Consider the following 16,362-nt stretch of genomic DNA (forward strand, 5'->3'; position numbering starts at 1 on the left):
AAGATTTCACCCTTGACATCGACAGTGATCTTTTTGGACAGGTCACCGCTGGCAATTGCCGTAGCCACTTCGGCGATGTTGCGCACTTGACCGGTCAAATTCGACGCCATCGAGTTGACGTTTTCGGTCAAATCCTTCCACGTGCCGGCAATGCCGGGCACCTGAGCCTGACCACCCAAGCGTCCTTCTGTACCCACTTCTCGGGCAACACGGGTGACTTCGCCCGCGAAGCCATTGAGCTGGTCGACCATCGTATTGATAGTTTCCTTGAGTTCAAGAATCTCGCCGGATACCGAAACCGTGATCTTCTTCGACAAATCGCCGTTGGCGATCGCAGTCGATACCTCCGCGATATTGCGCACTTGGGCGGTAAGGTTCGAGGCCATTGAATTGACGTTGTCGGTCAGATCCTTCCAAGTACCGGCGACACCTGGCACCTGTGCCTGACCACCAAGGCGACCCTCGGTTCCGACCTCTCGTGCCACACGCGTAACTTCACCTGCAAAACCATTCAGCTGATCGACCATCGTGTTGATGGTTTCCTTGAGTTCAAGGATTTCCCCCGACACATCAACGGTAATCTTGCGAGACAAGTCCCCACGCGCGACCGCCGTTGTGACTTGGGCGATGTTGCGCACCTGTGCCGTCAGGTTGCCGCACATGGCATTGACCGAGTCGGTCAGGTCCTTCCAGGTGCCGGCCACACCCGGAACAAGAGCTTGACCACCAAGTTTACCTTCCGTACCCACTTCTCGGGCGACGCGCGTTACTTCCGATGCAAAGGAGCGGAGCTGGTCCACCATTGTATTGATGGCTTCCTTGAGCTGGAGGATTTCGCCTCTTACATCGACGGTAATTTTTTTTGAAAGATCGCCATTGGCGACCGCGATCGTGACTTCCGCGATATTTCTGACCTGCGCCGTGAGGTTGGAAGCCATGGAGTTGACGCTTTCCGTCAAGTCCTTCCACACCCCGGTCACCTCGGGGACCTGAGCCTGTCCGCCAAGTTTGCCGTCGGTACCGACCTCTCGGGCCACACGCGTCACTTCCGAGGTAAAGACACTCAGCTGCTTGATCATCGTATTGACGATCTCGGCTGAGCGAAGAAATTCACCTTTAAGCGGCCGCCCATCGACGTCGAGTGGTATCGTCTGAAGTAGGTCGCCTTTGGCAACTGCGGTAATCGTCCGGGTCACGGCGGCCGTCGGCCAGACCAAATCATCGATCAGCGTATTGATTGAAACTTCCATATCCGACCATGAACCGCCCGCAAGTCCCAAACGAACGCGCGTGCTTGTTCGCCCGTCCCGGCCGACGACTTGACCGACATTCTCGAGCTGAGTAGCCATTTTTTGGTTAGCGCCGATGATATCATTGAGGGTGTCGGCGACCTTACCCGTTACGCCCGTCAGGTCCGAGCGCATTCGGGCCGTAAAATCGCCGTTGCGCATGGCAAGCAACGCCTCCAGAAGCGCGCGAGCATCACTGTCGCTTATTGCCGCCCCAGCTCGTTCCTCAAATCCGTCTATTTCCCGATCGCGCTTAACGCCGCTGCCCTGCGTGCCCATTGAAAGCCCCTCCAATTTACGACCGCTAACTAGGGCAGCCGAGCAAGAAGTCCATGGGCTTTACCGTAGGGTCATCTAACATACGTAACACGGGCTAAAAAGAAAATTGGCGCGGCAAATGGCTAACTTGGATGGTTCAGGATGCCTAGACCGAGAGGCGTCAGCGTTTTGTTGTTTGGCCTGGTCTCGGAGTCGGAATGAGCATGTTGGCCTTTGTCTTCGGCATTCTGGTCCGGATTGTTCTTCATCCGATTCTGGAGACGTACTCGCGACGCGCTTTTCGCGGCCTTTGCCGCCGCGTTCTGGCTGTTGGCCCTTAATCAGGCCCTTCTTGCCTCTCCAATCTGCCGGTTGAAGAAAGAAGCTGGTTTTATCTGCTGCGTCTTGGTGCTTCCATTCTTATCATTTTTGCGATCGGATTGAAGAACCGCCGCAAGTAGCTCTATTCTGCCCAGTGATGAGGAGCCGACACGGCAACGTGACGATGGTGGATCGACGCGCATCAGCACCGAGCGTCGTCGCCAGCATAGTGAACGATGGAGGTTGATTACCGCCTTCGTACAAAGACCTGCAATCTGAACTGGCCAACGTAAAGCGATATTTGCTTTCGGCTATCTCTTGCTGGTTAATTCGAAGAACGCGCTGGCAAAGACAAGGCAGCGCTGACTGTCGGAAAAATCTCGCCTCTCCGAACGAAATTGAAGACCGGCCATTCTGCGGCTTTCGACTGGAAGCCGAAGGTCAGTTGCATATAACGTTTCCCATTCGTGGAGGCGAATTTCCGCGCTTCCAATCCTGGCAACGATCTTGATACTTCGTTAGCCGTGTCTCTTTCATCGCCGCTGCGCCTCATCATCTATAAATTGGCGGCTGAGACGATTCTCGATCGTTTCTGCTCTCCCTCGGCTGCATCCTGAGCGCGGCGCGGCTGCTTTCTCATTATGCGCGGACGGAACAAACCTCGTTTCCCATGGTTCACGAGTGCGCCCAACCGCAATTTCCTGAACCATAGGAGGTTTAAATGCAAAATGAGTTCATTGATCCCCCTGTCGGATCGAATCCAGGGTCTTTAATATCGAACGCGCATACGGCTTCACCGGATGGCTCAGAAGACGTTGCGTCGTTTTCAGACCTGAAGGAAAAGTTGACCGAAGATATTTCGAACGCGTCGGCCGCCATCAAAGCGGGAGCAGAAAGCGCTTCGGAGAAAGTCAAAGACGCGATGTCCGATCAAGCGACATTTGTAGCGACGCAAGTCGGAGGCGTAGCGACTGCGCTTCAGAAAGTCGGGTCCGAACTTGAAGGCTCCGAACAAGCGGACATCGGCAAATACGCAACGCAGATTGGACGCAGTGTTGAAGGCTTTGCCAAGCGAATGGAAGGCAAAGACATCGGCGAGATTGCAAACATGGCGGAAGAGTTCGGTCGTAAGCAGCCGCTGGCTTTCCTTGGTATCGCAGCTCTGGCGGGTTTGACTGCCAGCCGGTTCCTGACCGCCTCGGCGAAACGGACCAAGTCCAGCTCAATAGCCACCTCGAATACTTCCTTTGACCCGAGCATGACGGAAGGACGCGGAAATGGCTAAGTCTTCCGAAAATGCTCCTCTCTCCGAATTGGTCGGCAGCCTTGTATCCGACGTCACCGGGCTGCTACGCAAAGAAATTGACCTTGCCAAGACCGAAGCATCGGAGAAGGTATCGCAAGCGATGAGCGGCGTCGAAGTTCTTATCATCGGGCTTGTTCTCGCCATTGGCGCTGTGGGTGTCCTGCTTGCTGCCCTTGTGGGCGCTATTGCTGTTTTCCTTGTTGAACAAGGTTTCAATGACACGAGCGCGAGCGCACTTGCCTCCCTCGTAGTCGGCATTGGTGTCGCATTGATCGCGTGGGCTTTGGTCTCGCGCGGGATCGCAGCGCTGCGCGGAACCAATTTAGCTCTCAACCGCACTGCGACTTCGTTGCGTCGAGATGTCGAGACCGTAAAGGAGAAAATCTGATGGAAACCAATGAGAAAACGTCAGCCGATCTTCAGCGAGAGATTGATCGGGATCGCGAGCGTATCGGACAACGGATCGATGCGATCCAGGAACGGATGTCCCCAGGGCAGCTTGTTGATGAAGTGATCGCATATGCAAAAGGCAGCGGCGGCGCGGAGTATGTAAATAACCTTGGGCACGCACTCAAGAACAATCCTTTACCTGTCGCTCTGATGGGTGTGAGCCTCGCATGGCTGATGGCCAAAGGCTCGACGTCTACCGAAGCAAACGCGGCCCCATCCCAGGTGTCCGATTATCCATTGTACCAAGCTAACGGACCAGTTCGCCGTCTTGGACCTCCCGAATATGAATTTGGCTCACGATACAGCCACTTCTCCGACAATTCGGGAAAGCGGCTGCGCGCGCTGACCGATGAAGCCGGTCGGCGCGCCGGTCATTTCGTCGATGAAGCCGGTACAACCTATCGGGGATTTGCGGATGCCAGTGGCAAACAAATCGACCATATTATGGATGAGACAGGCGCTGCATTCGACGCGGCATCTGGATGGCTTTCCGAAAAGTGGGAGCAGACGAAGAACACAGTCAGCAGCATTGGGACAGCGGCGAGCGATACTGCTCATTCTATGTCCGACCGGGCGTCATCGACTGCAAGCTCGGTACGGGGACAGACGGACAAGCTGAATGAGATGATATTGACTCAGTTCCGGGACCAGCCTCTCGTTGGAGGTGCCCTGGCGTTCGCTGTCGGAGCGGCAATTGGCGCGGCGCTCCCCCACACGGAGGTCGAGGACAAGCTTGTCGGTGACGCAGCTGACAGTACCAAGGAAATGGTTTCGGCTGAAGCGCGCGTCGGAATGGAAAAGACCAAGGAAATGGCCTCCGATCTTAGCGCGAAGGTGGTCGATGCAGCCTCAACTGCACACGACGATCTTCGTGACCGCGTCGTCGAGGAAGTTGATGCCCTCAGGCAAGGATCATCAGATCGGAACACCGACCAAGCTTAAGGCGATCCATCGGGTCGTGTTTCTGGCTCGGCTAACAGGAAGTCGGGCCAGTTTTCCTCGCGAACGACATTTGTGCCCTCCGCACGAATTGCCGCCTTCGGACGCATCCGTGGCAAGACAGCGGCTAGCCTGCCCGCAGGGCTGCGCATCGTAGCGAAGCGAATAACTCAGTCGGTTGCGACAACTGGTCCAACCGTCGAAACACGTGTGATCGGAGAAAATTAAAGAGTGCTGACTGCTCCACGACCAAGGGTTCGACAGGTTGGGTAAGTTCCTCGACAGCAAGATCAGCGGCCGATGTACGCCAGAACAGACGACAAACGCGCACAGCAAGCGCTATCTTGGTGGCGGCAAGTTGCAATCTCCGTCGGCCGCTATATTCCAAAGTGATTGCAAAGACGGTGAGCCGAGTTGGCTCCTTCCCGGCACCTTGGACTTTCCATGCGTTGGGCAAAACACGTTTACGCGCCGCGAGCGCAGCGTTTCTCCTGTTCTTCTTGTCGGCATCGACTTCCATGTGATTTGAAATCGCGCGGAGGATTTCTTCGCGGAGCTTTGTGACCAGCTCGGGATCGCCGGTAGAAGCGCGGTCCGGCGCGAGCAGGACCTGAAGCCGCTTGGGGCTGCGGCTCCGGATTGCTGAGGAAGAAAAAGCGGAGGAGGTTCATGCAACTCTCCTTCCGAAGATCTTGCCGAACAGGCCTCGTTTGTCGCCGCGGATAACTACCGGGAGCGCCTCGCCGTTGAGCCGTCGAGCGGCCTCGAAATAGGCGATCGCCGGGGCACTGCGGCCATCAGCGAGGGTCACGGGCGAACCTACGTTCGAGGCCCTCAGCACGTCCATGCTCTCCGGAATGATGCCAGGCAGCGGGATCGACAGGATTTCCAGAACGTCATCGACCTTCAGCATGTCACCGCGTTCGGCGCGTGCGGTCTCGTAGCGGGTCAGGAGTAGGTGCTTCTCCATCGTCTCGCCATTCTCAGCCTCCAGCGACTTGGAATCCAATAGGCCGATAATGCGATCGGAGTCACAAACCGAGGAAACCTCCGGATTGGTAGGGACCATGGCCACATCCGCGTGGCGCAATTGTCGTTTTGCAATTAATCGCAAGACTCACGATTAAACAATTTCAACAGGATAGTGCGGCACTTAAATTGAGATCGGGCACTTAAACTGAGATTATAGGTTCGGTTTTGGTACCTAATGTGAGATTCGTCGCCGTGGAAAAGATGGCCATCTACAGCCAAGATTCAGTGGAAAATACCAAATATCACAAAGGTTGTTTCCGACTCTGGGAGCGTCAAGCGCCGAAAATCGAACCGAAGAATCTCAGATCAAGTGTCATAGCCTGCCGGAACGGTCGCATTCTCACAATTAAATGCCAAACCACAGTCCGCTCCGAGGCATCGAGCCGCTCCTTCCTCGATGCCCATCAGCTCCACGGCGATCTACGCCCACTTACGAAGGCTCCCCTGCGCCGCACGGCAATGCCTCATAAGCAGCGGCCCAAATTTCAAGAATATCGCAAGGGCCGCCTGACAGAGGCCACCCAACCGGCGCCGGTGTGAAGCGCGGAATTATCGCGGCCTCTTTCGAACCGATCTGTAAATCCCACATTGTAGCATAAGCAAACCCCGCCGATATTGACGGGGTTTGTTAGCAGTCTTACGGGGGTTTAAAGGCCCTGTCTTCGTGGCTAGAATTTTCCCTTTAGACCGACGTTGCCCGGCCGGCATAGCGCGCCCGCTCGGCGTCGATCTCCGCCTGCGAATAGGGATCGGCCTTGTCGTCGAAGGAGGTCCACCCCTGACCTTCATAAGCGCTCCGTCGTGCCGGAAGATCGACCCAGTTCGAGCGCTGGAGAATGGCTTCGACTTCCGGCGCACGGGCATCATCGACTTTGGCTGTCACCAAGGTACCGCCACGGCGCACCCCTTCGGCATAGACATGGGCATCGCGCTCGTCGACACCGGAATCCGTTAATGCGCCGACGAGGCCGCCCGCTGCACCACCGACGACCGCGCCAGCAACAGCGCCGGCAGCCGTGGCCGCAAGCCATCCGGCGGCGACGACCGGACCGACGCCCGGAATGGCCATGATCCCTAGGCCAGTGAGCAGACCGCCGACACCCCCCACGGCAGCACCGATGCCGGCGCCGGTGCCTGCATCTTCAGCCACATCATTGTCGTTGTCCTTGAAGCGTCCGTCCGAGTTGTTGGAGACTATGCTGATATCTTTGTCCGAAATGCCTGCCGCTTTGAGTTGGTCGACGGCCGAAGTTGCATCGGAATAATGGTCGAAAAGGCCGGTTACGGTCTTCGTCATGGTGTTTCTCCTCATTGTTGTTCTTGAGACGCGCTTACTTGGCGACGATGTTGCCCTGGTAGTCCATTGACACCATTACGGACTTGCCGTCCTTGGTCGCCTTGGCCTGCCACACGCCCTTGTCATCCAACTTCAAGTCGGTGACGTCGGCATAACCCGCTTCGGTGATGCGATCCTTGGCCTGACCTTCGGTAAAGCTGTTTGCGCCTTCGACTGGCGCGGTTGCGTTCTGGTCGGACGGGGTCGCGACTGCTGGCGTATCGCCGTCCGGATTTGCCGCCGGCTTGGTTTCCTGTGCGAATACCGAGGTTGCGGAAAAAGCGACGGCCGCCACTGCGATTAGAGGTTTCTTCATATTGTTCTCCTTGCGGGATCGTTGAATGATCCTCGGCAACAGAACACTCAAAGAATCAATTGGTTCCGAGGATCGGGGTCGCCAATTACGCACTGGACCTTTGCCCGATCCGTCCCAGACCAAAGTCTCATATCGTACGACTGCCGGACCAAGAGCAGATGGTAATTGTCAGTCGCAGTGTGGTGCTCAAACTTTTTCATCCGGAGCACGGCAAGGAAAACCCAGCCATGCTTGTTTGAGCGATTTCGCGTTTTTAGTATGGCGAATGACACTGGCGTCTCGGTCCATAGTTCGGCTGATAGGTGTTGTCGTAGGCGCGATAGCTGCGATACCTGTTCCCACACCATTCGACATGGCTGCCACCGTACCGAACTGGTCGGTCAACCACGACTCCACCGATGATTGCCCCGGTGGCAAACGCGGCGAGAGGAAACCACATTCCATTGTATTCACGATAGCCGCGGCGGCGCTCGTGATAACCACGGTGGCCATTATAGTAGGCTGCGTCACCCCGACGGTGGAAGCCGTGGCGGCGGATATCGTCGTGGTGACCCCGACGGTGCTGCACCGTCTCGACATCTAGGGCAGGCAAACCGATATGGGGCTGTTGAGGGGCGACGAAAGCGTGTACCGGACCGAACGACGTTGCGAACATGATGGCGGAAAGCGCCAGCGGTGCTACTCTTAAAGCTGAGATGTTCATCTTTATCTCCTGATTGAGCGGTGAGGTCATCTCACGCTTCGTCTACTGAATGATCCCCTCCCCTATCTGGTTCCCCGCTGACAGCCTTCTGCGACCTTTGCTTTGACACGTAGGGCTTTCGTCTAGCTTTCTCGAAGCAAAGGACCAAGAGGCGCGGTATCGACGCTCCAAACCGGAACCCTGTTCCAGCAGTTGCGTTCAGTGGCTCAATGCTATCGGGATGCGGCAGGTCGTTTCGAGTTCATTCTGAACCCTTCCCAAGATGACCGGCCTCGCTTGCCTCTCGGGAGCGGTCGGAACGCAGGAGCCAATCGATGACCTATCCTATCCTGCCCGTTCTGGGCATTACACTCTCTCTCACCGCGATAGCGGGGAGTGTCATGGCGATCCCTAACTACATTCCCGAGCATGACGCTAAAAAGCTGGCCAACATAGACGTCACATCGCTCTGGACCTCCGGTCCCGTGTCGGTCGATCCCAGCAAGCAGAATTTTGAGCGCCTTCCCGCTCTCACCGTCGAGCTGCCGGAATCAGCGGAGATGAGTGTTGACAACACCGTCACAAGTGCGATTCAACCTGCGAGGCAGCTTTTCCGAACTCACCTCTCCGGGGATGGCAAAATGGCGAGCGTCGGCCTGACCTCCAATTATCAGGTCGATCCGGAAGTGGCAGCGTGGTGCGCTGACCGTTACAGGTCATACCGCGTTTTGGACAACACATATCAGCCTTATAGCGGTGCGCGTCGACAATGCCGACCACCGTTCACTGCGTCGGTCAATGGTACGCAGACCGCCGACGTCGTCCAGGACGCATCCGACATCGGTGCGATAGGCTATTCCTCAGATCGCCATTCACAGTGGTGCTTCGCGCGCTACCGCTCCTATGACCCCGGCAACAACACCTACCGGGCATTCAGCGGCGAAATCCGCTCCTGCGTGTCTCCATATATTTGACCGGGCGGCGAGTGTAGATTCGTCGCCATTCCCGCTCCCACTCGTTGACGAACCGCCTCCCTGCCATAGTTTGTGACAACAGTTCGCAGGCAAACAATGCTGGGTGGGAGTATCTGACAAGGATGAACGCTTTCTCCAAAGGCGGTTACTGGAAAGCACCGTCGCTGGCTCAGCAGTTCCTACTCTTGGGAGGCCTGGTCTCGCTCGTCGCGACCATCATCGTCGGAGCGTTCGTCACAAGGCTGATTGAGGATGCGGTCACCAGAAATTCCGGGGCGGCGACAGCCCTTTATGTTGATAGCGTTATCGCACCTCTGCTGCCGGACATGCAGGCCAGCACCGATCTGAGCGACTCCGTGAAGCAGGCGCTTGACGAGACGTTGAGTCAAGGGGCGCTTGGAAAACGGCTGATATCATTCAAACTCTGGCGACCCGACGGCACGGTTCTTTATTCAAGCGACAGAGAACAGATTGGAGAGAAGCTGCCACTCAGCGATGGCCTGCAGACAGCGCTTACCGGACAAATGGTAGCGGAGTATGACAACATCGACGATGTCGGGAGCGAGAGCGAAGTCGAAAGCGGTATGCCGCTCCTCGAGGTCTACAATCCCGTTCTGCAACCTTGGTCCGGCGATGTCGTCGCGGTTCTTGAGTTCTACGAGATTGCGACTGATTTCCAGCACAGCCTGAACCACGCTCGGCTACAGAGCTGGATTGCTGTAGTGGCTTCCACCATGACATTCTTCGCCATTCTGTCCGCGCTCGTGTTCAAAGGGAGCAGAATGATCGACAGCCAGCGTGAGGCTTTGAAGAAACGGATCAAAGACCTGTCAGACCTACTCACGCAGAACGGCGAACTCAGTGCGAAGCTTCAGCGTGCGAGCCAACGCACCACGGCGTTGAACGAGCGATACCTGCGGCGGCTGGGGGCTGAACTTCACGATGGACCGGCACAGCTTGTCGCTCTCGCGGCGCTGAAGGTCGACAGCGACGCCATCCGCAACCCGCGTACGTCCCGGAAGTTACGGGACAGCGAGATCTCATCGATCAAATCCAGTCTGGATGATGCGATGCACGAAATCCGAACCATTTGCAGTGGTCTTGTCCTACCGCAAATAGAAGGAGCCGATCTTAAGGAGATTATCGAACGAGCCTTGAAAGCGCATAAGCAGCGTACGAACACCACGGTGAGGCTGTCGATGTCTACCACGTCACCGCCGCTCTCGGCGCTCTCGTTGTCCGCAAAAATCTGCGTCTACCGTTTCCTACAGGAGGCGCTCAACAATGGGTTCCGGCACGTTGGCGGAGCTGGACAGTATGTTGTCCAGACCTTTGACGGTGAGAACGTGTCCATAACTGTCGGTGACAGCGGTCCGGGCTTCGAGCCAGAGAAAATCAAACCGTCCAGTCTTGGGCTGTCGGGCCTGCGCGAGCGGGTTGAAAGCCTCGGTGGACATTTCGACTTGAAAACATCGAACCAAGGGACGGTGCTGCGCATGTCCCTGAATCTGCATGAGATGGAGTCAGCATGAGCAAAGAGATAACGATAGGCGTCGTCGACGATCATCCGCTGTTTCGCGAAGGCGTCATGCGTATACTCGCGGAAATCCCAGGCTTCCGGATCGTTGGCGAGGGATCCACCTCCGAAGAGGCTCTTTCGTTGAGCTCCACCCTCAAGCCGAGTATCCTGCTCATGGATATTTCGATGCCGGGCGGTGGGTTGAATGCGATCGAGCCTATCCTGCAGGCTAACCCTGCCCAGAAGATCATCATGCTGACGGTATCGGAAACGGGCGATGACGTGATGAGTGCGTTGTCGAAAGGTGCTAAAGCCTACGTGCTGAAAGGCGTCGGGTCGCGGATTCTGGCGGACATCGTGAGATCGGTGGACGCGGGCGACACCTATGTCTCGCCGTCGTTGTCGGCGCGGTTGCTGTCCGACATGTCATCATCTGAAGCCTTGGCAAAGCGGGGAAACCCGATCGACAATCTGACAACTCGCGAACAGGAAGTCCTGAACCTTGTAGCCGAGGGCCTCAGCAACAAGCGGATAGCCCTACGGCTCAGCGTGCACGAGAAGACGATCAAGCAACACATGACCCACATCTTTGCAAAGCTGGGGATCAGCAACCGAACGGAAGCGGCCATGACGCTACGGGACGCTACGGCCCGCACTTGAGAGATTTGCAGGACTTAAGTCCCGTATGATCACGGCATAGGTCGTGGCCGGGAACAGCTTTAATTTCAAGACGTTCAGCTCCTGTGAAAAAAACAGTGGAGACCGCCATGAACACGAAACTTATTCTCGCGTCCGCCTTCGTCACGCTCGCTCTAAGCGGCTCAGCCCTTGCCGATGAAGCCAACAGCACAGTCACAGGCGCCGCAGGTGGCGCAGTCACAGGTGCGATCGTCGGCGGCCCGGTCGGTGCGGCCGTTGGCGGTGTCGCTGGCGCGATCGCCGGAGCTGTGATTGATCCGCCGCCAGAGCGCATCGTCACCTACGTCCAACAGCAGCCTATTCAGAATTCCGTCGTTGTGAAGCAGCCAATCGTCGTCGGCAAACCTGTCCCGCAGGAAGTGGTCCTGATGCCGATCGCTGAGGATCCGCGCTATTCCTACACCGTCGTCAACGACCAGCGCGTCATCGTCGATCCGCAGACCCGCACTGTCGTGCAGGTCATCCAGTAAGGCTACAGCTTTCGCGTTCTTGGACGCGACGGACGCCAACGAGGAAGATGCGAACTGAACCACCTGATCTGCCTCGTTGGCGTCGTTGTCGTCATCGGCACACAAGCGCCGCCCCGGTATTCCCCGACCGAACCGTGCACCCACGAGATACGACAATGTCCTACGACGGGGCATGATCAACACGTCGGAGCGACAGGCGAAGGTCTTCATCCCCGTCGCGAGCGATACGCTAGCTGCGAAAAAATAGTTATGGCAGGTGCAGTCGTCCGCAGCACGCTGCTGTCAACCCGTCTCACGCATGCGACCGGGGACCAGGACTTCGGATTTTTGAAGGACATGTGGCCATGTGGCTTGAACTGACGTCTGAAAGCGATGAGAAATTGTACATGAATGTCGACCAGTTCGTCGTTATCTATCCTGTCAACAAGGACAAGCTCACGAAAGTTCTCACGCCTGCGGGGCCAATAATGGTCAAAGAGCCGCTGGCGCTCATCCAGTCCAAACTCGAACACTTGGCTGCCCAAAAGTCGGTTTGATCCGCAGCGTTCAGCGGCGAAAAAACCGCAGCCGGATCTCATCTCCCAACGTGGCACGGCGGTTGACGATGGTGCGACCCTTGGAGTCTTTCATGATGTATCTGCCATTGCGAACGACTTCGCTCATTCCATCATCGTGACGAACCGAGAGCGATGCCGGGCTGCCCTGGGTGGTCACGCCCTTGCTCTTCGCTCCCTGAGAATTCGAGTTTCCGCGTGTTTCGCTCTTACCGCCTTTGTTGCCGTTTCCTCCCCCGTTTCCATTCCCTCCGCCGTTGTTGTTGCCACCGCCATTTCCATTGTTGCCGTTTTTTGCCAGTGCGGTCTGCAGAGTAAGGGCGATGGAGTAGTCCGATATGCTCACCGAACAAGGAGCCGTGACGATAAACGCACTCAGGACGATCAAAAGTTGAAACTGGGCGGTCTTCCGGCGCGTTGGCATGGCTCACTCCCTGAATGGAAAATCACACTATCCGGCCGTCACCAGCAAAGCGGCTGAACGACATCCGAGACGGCGAGCGCCTCTTTTCCACATATACTCTGGGTGCGCCCGACTGAATCGTCAACGCGAGGCGTCGGCTTTAGGGTGAAAACGCGACCTTTCCGTTGGTTCACGTGAGACCAAGGTCCCGTGAAGGTTGGTTGAAAGTCCCACTCCGCAGAGAAATGCGACCTTGAGCATATGGACGCGCCTGCCCGGCCCAGACGCCGAAGGTCTCGGTCCCATGGAGGACTGAAGTCGGATGCCTTGGTGAGAGCACATTCGCTATGATGATCCAGGGACTAAGACGACACCGCATAGCGTGCCGTCGAGCAGGCGCATCGCAGTGGAGGCAATTCGTATGACGGACGGGTTCACGATCCACGCCTACAGGTTGGGGAACGGAAGTTCGCTGTCCTATGGCGCGGACGAAACGCGCGCGTATAATGATGCTCGCAGTCATCGCCCGTTCCTGCACGGAGATCCGAACCGACGCGTTCCCGAGCGGACGCGAATATACCGGGTTCAGCTGCGCTCCTTTCCCGTAGAAGCGATACTCGACATCCTGAACGATTACGGCAGCGTGGTGGAGAGGTTTGTGGAGGCAATCGAGCCCATCGGGACCGTTGCCTATTTGGAGGAAGTGGCACCGTGACGCATTACGCTTGGACTATCAAAGAGGGCGGGCAGCAAGACGTCCAGAAGGTCACGACGTTGCCGGAGCTTTATGATGTGCTCCAAATGCTGAAGCTGCCTGGGATAGCGCCCCCGGCGTGGTTGACCATGGATCCCTGGCGAGACGAACTGCCTTCTGATGGCCGTTTCGTCTGCAATGAGGGCTGCGCGAATGAGTGGTCGGTGGTCTGGACGAAGGTAGCATACGGTCCGGGGGACAAAGACTGAGTCTTCCCGATGGAGTTTTATCGTCCAGCCCGGCCTATTCTGAGAGGAAGCTGGCCCTCCCGATCTGAAAGGGCCTTTTTTCTTTTAAGGCTGTCGGTTTCAACGAAGACCGAAGAACGACAGGATTGCGATCACGATAACAACGAGGCCGACTATGTAAATGATGCGGTTCATGGCGGGTCCTTTTATTTGAACGATGATGAAACGCTCGGCTAATGTTTTGGTTCCTGGGTACCGCAGCGTCAATCTCTCCATCCCCTTGCGGCAAGGCTGCGCTCGCTTTTCATACTGGCTTAGGCCGCCGTGCGGCATGCGACCGCTTTCATCGATCTTGACTCGAGATTAGCGCGCGTGCTCAGCAAGTTCATGATCGTAAACCGTCCATCCTGTTAAAAGCATGCCCCCGATCGTGAGCACCGACAACACTGTCAATACGATCGTCAGGCCGTTGTCACGCATGAATTTCATCGATAACTCTCCGCTGCGCCCATCAACCAGATTTGGTTGGATTGGTTCCAGACATCGATGTAATCCTCATGGAACCAAATGGTCCCCTGCCGGTTCCGCGCCACGCAACGCTCGTGCCGAGAACACTGGAAATGCGTCACTTATGGAAAGCCACTTATGACATTCACAGATGCAGCCAAAGCTGATGCCCATGCGATGTTCAACGACCAACGCCCAGCCCCGGAGGGATTGACCGAAGAGGATGTTGTCGGCTTCGTGAGTGCGATGTGCTATCGTCCGATGGAAGACGGGGAGATGGTAATTCGGCTGGCCGGCGAGGAAGGGGAACTCATAGACTTACGCACAAATCCTGTTTGCGCAGGGCGTCTCGCGATCGCATTGCTTGATCTTATCAACCAAAACGGCTGGTTTGACGTTGATCTACGCCTCAGCGACCGGGGATCGGATATTGCTCGGATCAAGCCCTCTGCCAGGACCACTATTGTTTGCGATCCCGCAAATGATGCAAACAGTCAATGACTGCGTGATTGGGCGGATCGGCGGGTCTGACCGCGGCGATCTCTCTCTTACTATATCGCCTCGATGTTGGTGGGATTGATGAATGCTGTGGTCGCGCCGCTACGATACCGCTTTCAAAGAATCGTGCGGCCCCTGAGAGGACAGGGGGCTGAACGCTGTTCTTTCGCCTTACGTCAGCCAATTGGACCGACATCCGTAGGTCATGACCAGCACGTCGCACCCTCTTATCACAGGCCTCGAAATTGAAGTGACTGCCGTCAACTCGCTGCCGAAACCATCCTCGACGATTGAGAAGCTTTTTTCTGCCTCCAGCTAGCGCATCTTAAGCCTGCGCTCGGAACAATTGTGGCAGCTCTTAGTTCTTCCGCCATCACAACAGTGTGACCGCAACAAGGACCCGAACATGACCACCCCAATATCAACCAACCTCCCTCACGACCCGTCCTATGGCGTCGACTCGTCGGCGAGCGCCGCTTTCAACAAGGTTTCATGGGGAGCAGTTTTCGCTGGCGTCGCAATCGCGCTCAGTGCCCAATTTCTGTTGAACCTTCTTGGGGTCGGCATTGGCGCGGCCGTGCTCGATCCTGGCACCTATGATAATCCGGAAGCCAGCACGTTTTCGATTGCGGGCGGCATCTGGTTCGTTGTTGCGGGCATCATTGCTTCCTTTGCTGGCGGCTACGTTGCCAGTCGACTGTCGGGCCGTCCGAGCAACTCGACGGGGGGCTACCAGGGAGTGACATCATGGGCCGTCACCACGCTCATTGTGCTCTATCTGCTGACGACATCCGTCGGCGCTCTCGTCGGTGGCGCGTTTAGTGGTCTTTCGTCCGTCGTAAGTGGCGTCGGCTCCACGGCAGCGACCGCCGTAACCGCAGCGGCGCCAGCGATCGCCAACTCGACCAATCCAATGGGCGGAATCGAACAGCAAATTCGTTCGACAACGGGGAACGATCCGCAGGCTTTGCAGAACGCCGCAGTGTCGGCGATGCAGGCAGTCGTCATGGGCGACGAGGCAACAGCAGAGGACGCCCGCAACCGCGCGGCCGATGCTATCGCCAAGGCTCAGAACATTCCAGCCGATCAGGCGCGCACTCAGGTCGACCAGTATGAGAAGACCTATCGCGACAACATCGCGGCAGCCAAGCAGAAGGCCATCGATGCGGCTCAGGCCGCAAGCGCCGCCGTCTCGGCCGGAGCGATCCTCGGCTTCATTGCCTTGGTTCTGGGTGCGATTGCCGCGTGGTTTGGTGGCGTCTACGGCACCAAGCGTGCTCTTCTCATTGATATCTCCGATCGTCGCATTTCGTAATTACCAGCCGCTGGCATTGTGCAAGCGGCCTCTCCAACAAGAACGGAGGCCACATTGGCCGAGACTAAGAAGCTCCAAGACCTGTTTCTCGACACTTTGAAGGACGTCTATTTCGCCGAGCAGAAGATCGTCGAGACCCTTCCAAAAATGGAAGAAGCGGCCACGAGCGTCCAGCTCAAGGACGCCTTCACTAAGCATCTGGCCGAAACAAAGGTTCACGTCGAGCGTCTCGAACAGGTGTTCGAGATCATCGGCGAAGAGCCGGAAGCCAAGACCTGTGACGCGATCCTCGGCATCACCGACGAAGGTGCCGAGATCATTGAAGAGTATGATGGCTCCCCCGCCCTCGACGCTGGACTGCTCGCCGCCGCTCAGGCGGTGGAGCATTACGAGATGTCGCGCTACGGCACTTTGCGCACTTGGGCGCTTGAGCTCGGGCTGACCGACGCTGCCGGGTTGTTGCAGACGACGCTGGATGAAGAACAGGCGACTGATCTTACCCTGACGTCGATTGCGACGTCAGTCGTCAACCAGAAGGCTGAAGGCTGAACT

21 protein-coding genes and 1 pseudogene are annotated in these 16,362 nt (G+C 56.8%); 13 read left to right on the plus strand and 9 right to left on the minus strand.

Annotated features, from left to right (window positions below):
- The coding region (locus ACSQ3J_RS28225; RefSeq protein ID WP_436040820.1) for a HAMP domain-containing protein at positions 1-1,451 on the minus strand (1,451 nt) is incomplete at its 3' end.
- Between the two features lie 354 nt (positions 1,452-1,805).
- Here ACSQ3J_RS28225 and ACSQ3J_RS28230 point away from each other — a divergent pair.
- The 4 genes from ACSQ3J_RS28230 (at position 1,806) to ACSQ3J_RS28245 (ending at position 4,566) form a co-directional block, all read left to right on the plus strand.
- The gene (locus tag ACSQ3J_RS28230) at positions 1,806-1,991 is read left to right on the plus strand and encodes a DUF5985 family protein (protein WP_436040821.1); all 186 of its coding nucleotides are present in this window, start codon (positions 1,806-1,808) and stop codon (positions 1,989-1,991) included.
- Between the two features lie 598 nt (positions 1,992-2,589).
- Positions 2,590-3,153, plus strand: a complete 564-nt coding sequence (locus ACSQ3J_RS28235; RefSeq protein WP_060504474.1) for a hypothetical protein — start codon at positions 2,590-2,592, stop codon at positions 3,151-3,153.
- Positions 3,146-3,562, plus strand: coding sequence for a phage holin family protein (locus tag ACSQ3J_RS28240; protein WP_436040798.1), 417 nt, complete (start codon positions 3,146-3,148; stop codon positions 3,560-3,562). Before ACSQ3J_RS28235 ends, ACSQ3J_RS28240 begins: the two co-directional genes overlap by 8 nt.
- Entirely contained in the window at positions 3,562-4,566 is a 1,005-nt protein-coding gene (locus ACSQ3J_RS28245) for a DUF3618 domain-containing protein (RefSeq protein WP_060504472.1), read from the plus strand. The genes ACSQ3J_RS28240 and ACSQ3J_RS28245 overlap by 1 nt, the downstream gene beginning before the upstream one ends.
- Before the next feature lie 124 nt (positions 4,567-4,690).
- On the opposite strand, the gene ACSQ3J_RS28250 is transcribed toward ACSQ3J_RS28245, so the two are convergent.
- From ACSQ3J_RS28250 to ACSQ3J_RS28270, 5 genes and pseudogenes are all read right to left on the minus strand, one after another.
- A complete protein-coding gene (locus ACSQ3J_RS28250) occupies positions 4,691-5,203 on the minus strand; it encodes a cell division topological specificity factor MinE (RefSeq protein ID WP_082512144.1) in 513 nt (170 codons plus the stop codon).
- A 27-nt stretch (positions 5,204-5,230) separates the two neighbouring features.
- Positions 5,231-5,653: pseudogene (locus tag ACSQ3J_RS28255) on the minus strand (septum site-determining protein MinD); the annotation flags it as partial.
- Between the two features lie 624 nt (positions 5,654-6,277).
- Complete coding sequence (locus ACSQ3J_RS28260; protein WP_060504469.1) at positions 6,278-6,892, minus strand: general stress protein; 615 nt, start codon at positions 6,890-6,892, stop codon at positions 6,278-6,280.
- 34 nt (positions 6,893-6,926) lie between these two features.
- Entirely contained in the window at positions 6,927-7,247 is a 321-nt protein-coding gene (locus ACSQ3J_RS28265; RefSeq protein WP_060504468.1) for a PepSY domain-containing protein, read from the minus strand.
- A gap of 253 nt (positions 7,248-7,500) precedes the next feature.
- A complete protein-coding gene (locus ACSQ3J_RS28270; protein ID WP_436040822.1) occupies positions 7,501-7,944 on the minus strand; it encodes a BA14K family protein in 444 nt (147 codons plus the stop codon).
- A gap of 320 nt (positions 7,945-8,264) precedes the next feature.
- On the opposite strand from ACSQ3J_RS28270, the gene ACSQ3J_RS28275 reads away from it, so the two are divergent.
- The 5 genes from ACSQ3J_RS28275 to ACSQ3J_RS28295 all read left to right on the plus strand — a co-directional run bounded on the left by ACSQ3J_RS28275 (position 8,265) and on the right by ACSQ3J_RS28295 (position 12,127).
- Positions 8,265-8,903, plus strand: a complete 639-nt coding sequence (locus ACSQ3J_RS28275; protein ID WP_436040799.1) for a BA14K family protein — start codon at positions 8,265-8,267, stop codon at positions 8,901-8,903.
- Positions 8,904-9,025: 122 nt separating this feature from the next.
- Positions 9,026-10,435, plus strand: a complete 1,410-nt coding sequence (locus ACSQ3J_RS28280) for a sensor histidine kinase (protein ID WP_436040800.1) — start codon at positions 9,026-9,028, stop codon at positions 10,433-10,435.
- Positions 10,432-11,082 (plus strand): LuxR C-terminal-related transcriptional regulator, encoded by a 651-nt coding sequence (locus tag ACSQ3J_RS28285; RefSeq protein ID WP_060504465.1) that lies wholly within the window; start codon positions 10,432-10,434, stop codon positions 11,080-11,082. The genes ACSQ3J_RS28280 and ACSQ3J_RS28285 overlap by 4 nt, the downstream gene beginning before the upstream one ends.
- Positions 11,083-11,189: 107 nt before the next feature.
- Entirely contained in the window at positions 11,190-11,591 is a 402-nt protein-coding gene (locus ACSQ3J_RS28290) for a DUF1236 domain-containing protein (protein WP_060504513.1), read from the plus strand.
- A 344-nt stretch (positions 11,592-11,935) separates the two neighbouring features.
- Positions 11,936-12,127 (plus strand): hypothetical protein, encoded by a 192-nt coding sequence (locus tag ACSQ3J_RS28295; protein WP_436040801.1) that lies wholly within the window; start codon positions 11,936-11,938, stop codon positions 12,125-12,127.
- Positions 12,128-12,137: 10 nt separating this feature from the next.
- On the opposite strand, the gene ACSQ3J_RS28300 is transcribed toward ACSQ3J_RS28295, so the two are convergent.
- Positions 12,138-12,569 (minus strand): hypothetical protein, encoded by a 432-nt coding sequence (locus tag ACSQ3J_RS28300; RefSeq protein WP_436040802.1) that lies wholly within the window; start codon positions 12,567-12,569, stop codon positions 12,138-12,140.
- 400 nt (positions 12,570-12,969) lie between these two features.
- Between ACSQ3J_RS28300 and ACSQ3J_RS28305 the strand changes: the two genes are divergently transcribed.
- Complete coding sequence (locus ACSQ3J_RS28305; RefSeq protein WP_436040803.1) at positions 12,970-13,263, plus strand: hypothetical protein; 294 nt, start codon at positions 12,970-12,972, stop codon at positions 13,261-13,263.
- A gap of 347 nt (positions 13,264-13,610) precedes the next feature.
- On the opposite strand, the gene ACSQ3J_RS28310 is transcribed toward ACSQ3J_RS28305, so the two are convergent.
- Positions 13,611-13,823 carry a hypothetical protein gene (locus ACSQ3J_RS28310; RefSeq protein WP_060504461.1) on the minus strand — a complete coding sequence of 71 codons (213 nt, stop codon included), beginning with the start codon at positions 13,821-13,823 and terminating at the stop codon, positions 13,611-13,613.
- Positions 13,824-13,853: 30 nt separating this feature from the next.
- Positions 13,854-13,979, minus strand: a complete 126-nt coding sequence (locus ACSQ3J_RS28315) for a DUF6766 family protein (protein ID WP_280140016.1) — start codon at positions 13,977-13,979, stop codon at positions 13,854-13,856.
- Positions 13,980-14,135: 156 nt separating this feature from the next.
- On the opposite strand from ACSQ3J_RS28315, the gene ACSQ3J_RS28320 reads away from it, so the two are divergent.
- The 3 genes from ACSQ3J_RS28320 to ACSQ3J_RS28330 all read left to right on the plus strand — a co-directional run bounded on the left by ACSQ3J_RS28320 (position 14,136) and on the right by ACSQ3J_RS28330 (position 16,359).
- Entirely contained in the window at positions 14,136-14,498 is a 363-nt protein-coding gene (locus ACSQ3J_RS28320) for a hypothetical protein (protein WP_060504460.1), read from the plus strand.
- A gap of 403 nt (positions 14,499-14,901) precedes the next feature.
- Positions 14,902-15,810 (plus strand): hypothetical protein, encoded by a 909-nt coding sequence (locus ACSQ3J_RS28325; RefSeq protein ID WP_060504459.1) that lies wholly within the window; start codon positions 14,902-14,904, stop codon positions 15,808-15,810.
- 54 nt (positions 15,811-15,864) lie between these two features.
- Positions 15,865-16,359 carry a YciE/YciF ferroxidase family protein gene (locus tag ACSQ3J_RS28330; RefSeq protein WP_060504458.1) on the plus strand — a complete coding sequence of 165 codons (495 nt, stop codon included), beginning with the start codon at positions 15,865-15,867 and terminating at the stop codon, positions 16,357-16,359.
- Positions 16,360-16,362 lie beyond the last annotated feature (3 nt).

The organism is Rhizobium sp. LjRoot98, assembly GCF_964252935.1.
Classification (GTDB): Bacteria; Pseudomonadota; Alphaproteobacteria; order Rhizobiales; family Rhizobiaceae; genus Pararhizobium.

What these genes read in the sequence shown, in the direction of transcription:
- ACSQ3J_RS28315 (WP_280140016.1), bottom strand. Translation starts at nt 13,979, where the DNA reads ATGAAATTCATGCGTGACAACGGCCTGACGATCGTATTGACAGTGTTG.
- ACSQ3J_RS28325 (WP_060504459.1), top strand. Translation starts at nt 14,902, where the DNA reads ATGACCACCCCAATATCAACCAACCTCCCTCACGACCCGTCCTATGGC.
- ACSQ3J_RS28240 (WP_436040798.1), top strand. Translation starts at nt 3,146, where the DNA reads ATGGCTAAGTCTTCCGAAAATGCTCCTCTCTCCGAATTGGTCGGCAGC.
- ACSQ3J_RS28290 (WP_060504513.1), top strand. Translation starts at nt 11,190, where the DNA reads ATGAACACGAAACTTATTCTCGCGTCCGCCTTCGTCACGCTCGCTCTA.
- ACSQ3J_RS28245 (WP_060504472.1), top strand. Translation starts at nt 3,562, where the DNA reads ATGGAAACCAATGAGAAAACGTCAGCCGATCTTCAGCGAGAGATTGAT.
- ACSQ3J_RS28305 (WP_436040803.1), top strand. Translation starts at nt 12,970, where the DNA reads ATGACGGACGGGTTCACGATCCACGCCTACAGGTTGGGGAACGGAAGT.
- ACSQ3J_RS28295 (WP_436040801.1), top strand. Translation starts at nt 11,936, where the DNA reads ATGTGGCTTGAACTGACGTCTGAAAGCGATGAGAAATTGTACATGAAT.
- ACSQ3J_RS28300 (WP_436040802.1), bottom strand. Translation starts at nt 12,569, where the DNA reads ATGCCAACGCGCCGGAAGACCGCCCAGTTTCAACTTTTGATCGTCCTG.
- ACSQ3J_RS28275 (WP_436040799.1), top strand. Translation starts at nt 8,265, where the DNA reads ATGACCTATCCTATCCTGCCCGTTCTGGGCATTACACTCTCTCTCACC.
- ACSQ3J_RS28280 (WP_436040800.1), top strand. Translation starts at nt 9,026, where the DNA reads ATGAACGCTTTCTCCAAAGGCGGTTACTGGAAAGCACCGTCGCTGGCT.
- ACSQ3J_RS28260 (WP_060504469.1), bottom strand. Translation starts at nt 6,892, where the DNA reads ATGACGAAGACCGTAACCGGCCTTTTCGACCATTATTCCGATGCAACT.
- ACSQ3J_RS28320 (WP_060504460.1), top strand. Translation starts at nt 14,136, where the DNA reads ATGACATTCACAGATGCAGCCAAAGCTGATGCCCATGCGATGTTCAAC.
- ACSQ3J_RS28285 (WP_060504465.1), top strand. Translation starts at nt 10,432, where the DNA reads ATGAGCAAAGAGATAACGATAGGCGTCGTCGACGATCATCCGCTGTTT.
- ACSQ3J_RS28265 (WP_060504468.1), bottom strand. Translation starts at nt 7,247, where the DNA reads ATGAAGAAACCTCTAATCGCAGTGGCGGCCGTCGCTTTTTCCGCAACC.
- ACSQ3J_RS28235 (WP_060504474.1), top strand. Translation starts at nt 2,590, where the DNA reads ATGCAAAATGAGTTCATTGATCCCCCTGTCGGATCGAATCCAGGGTCT.
- ACSQ3J_RS28310 (WP_060504461.1), bottom strand. Translation starts at nt 13,823, where the DNA reads ATGCCGCACGGCGGCCTAAGCCAGTATGAAAAGCGAGCGCAGCCTTGC.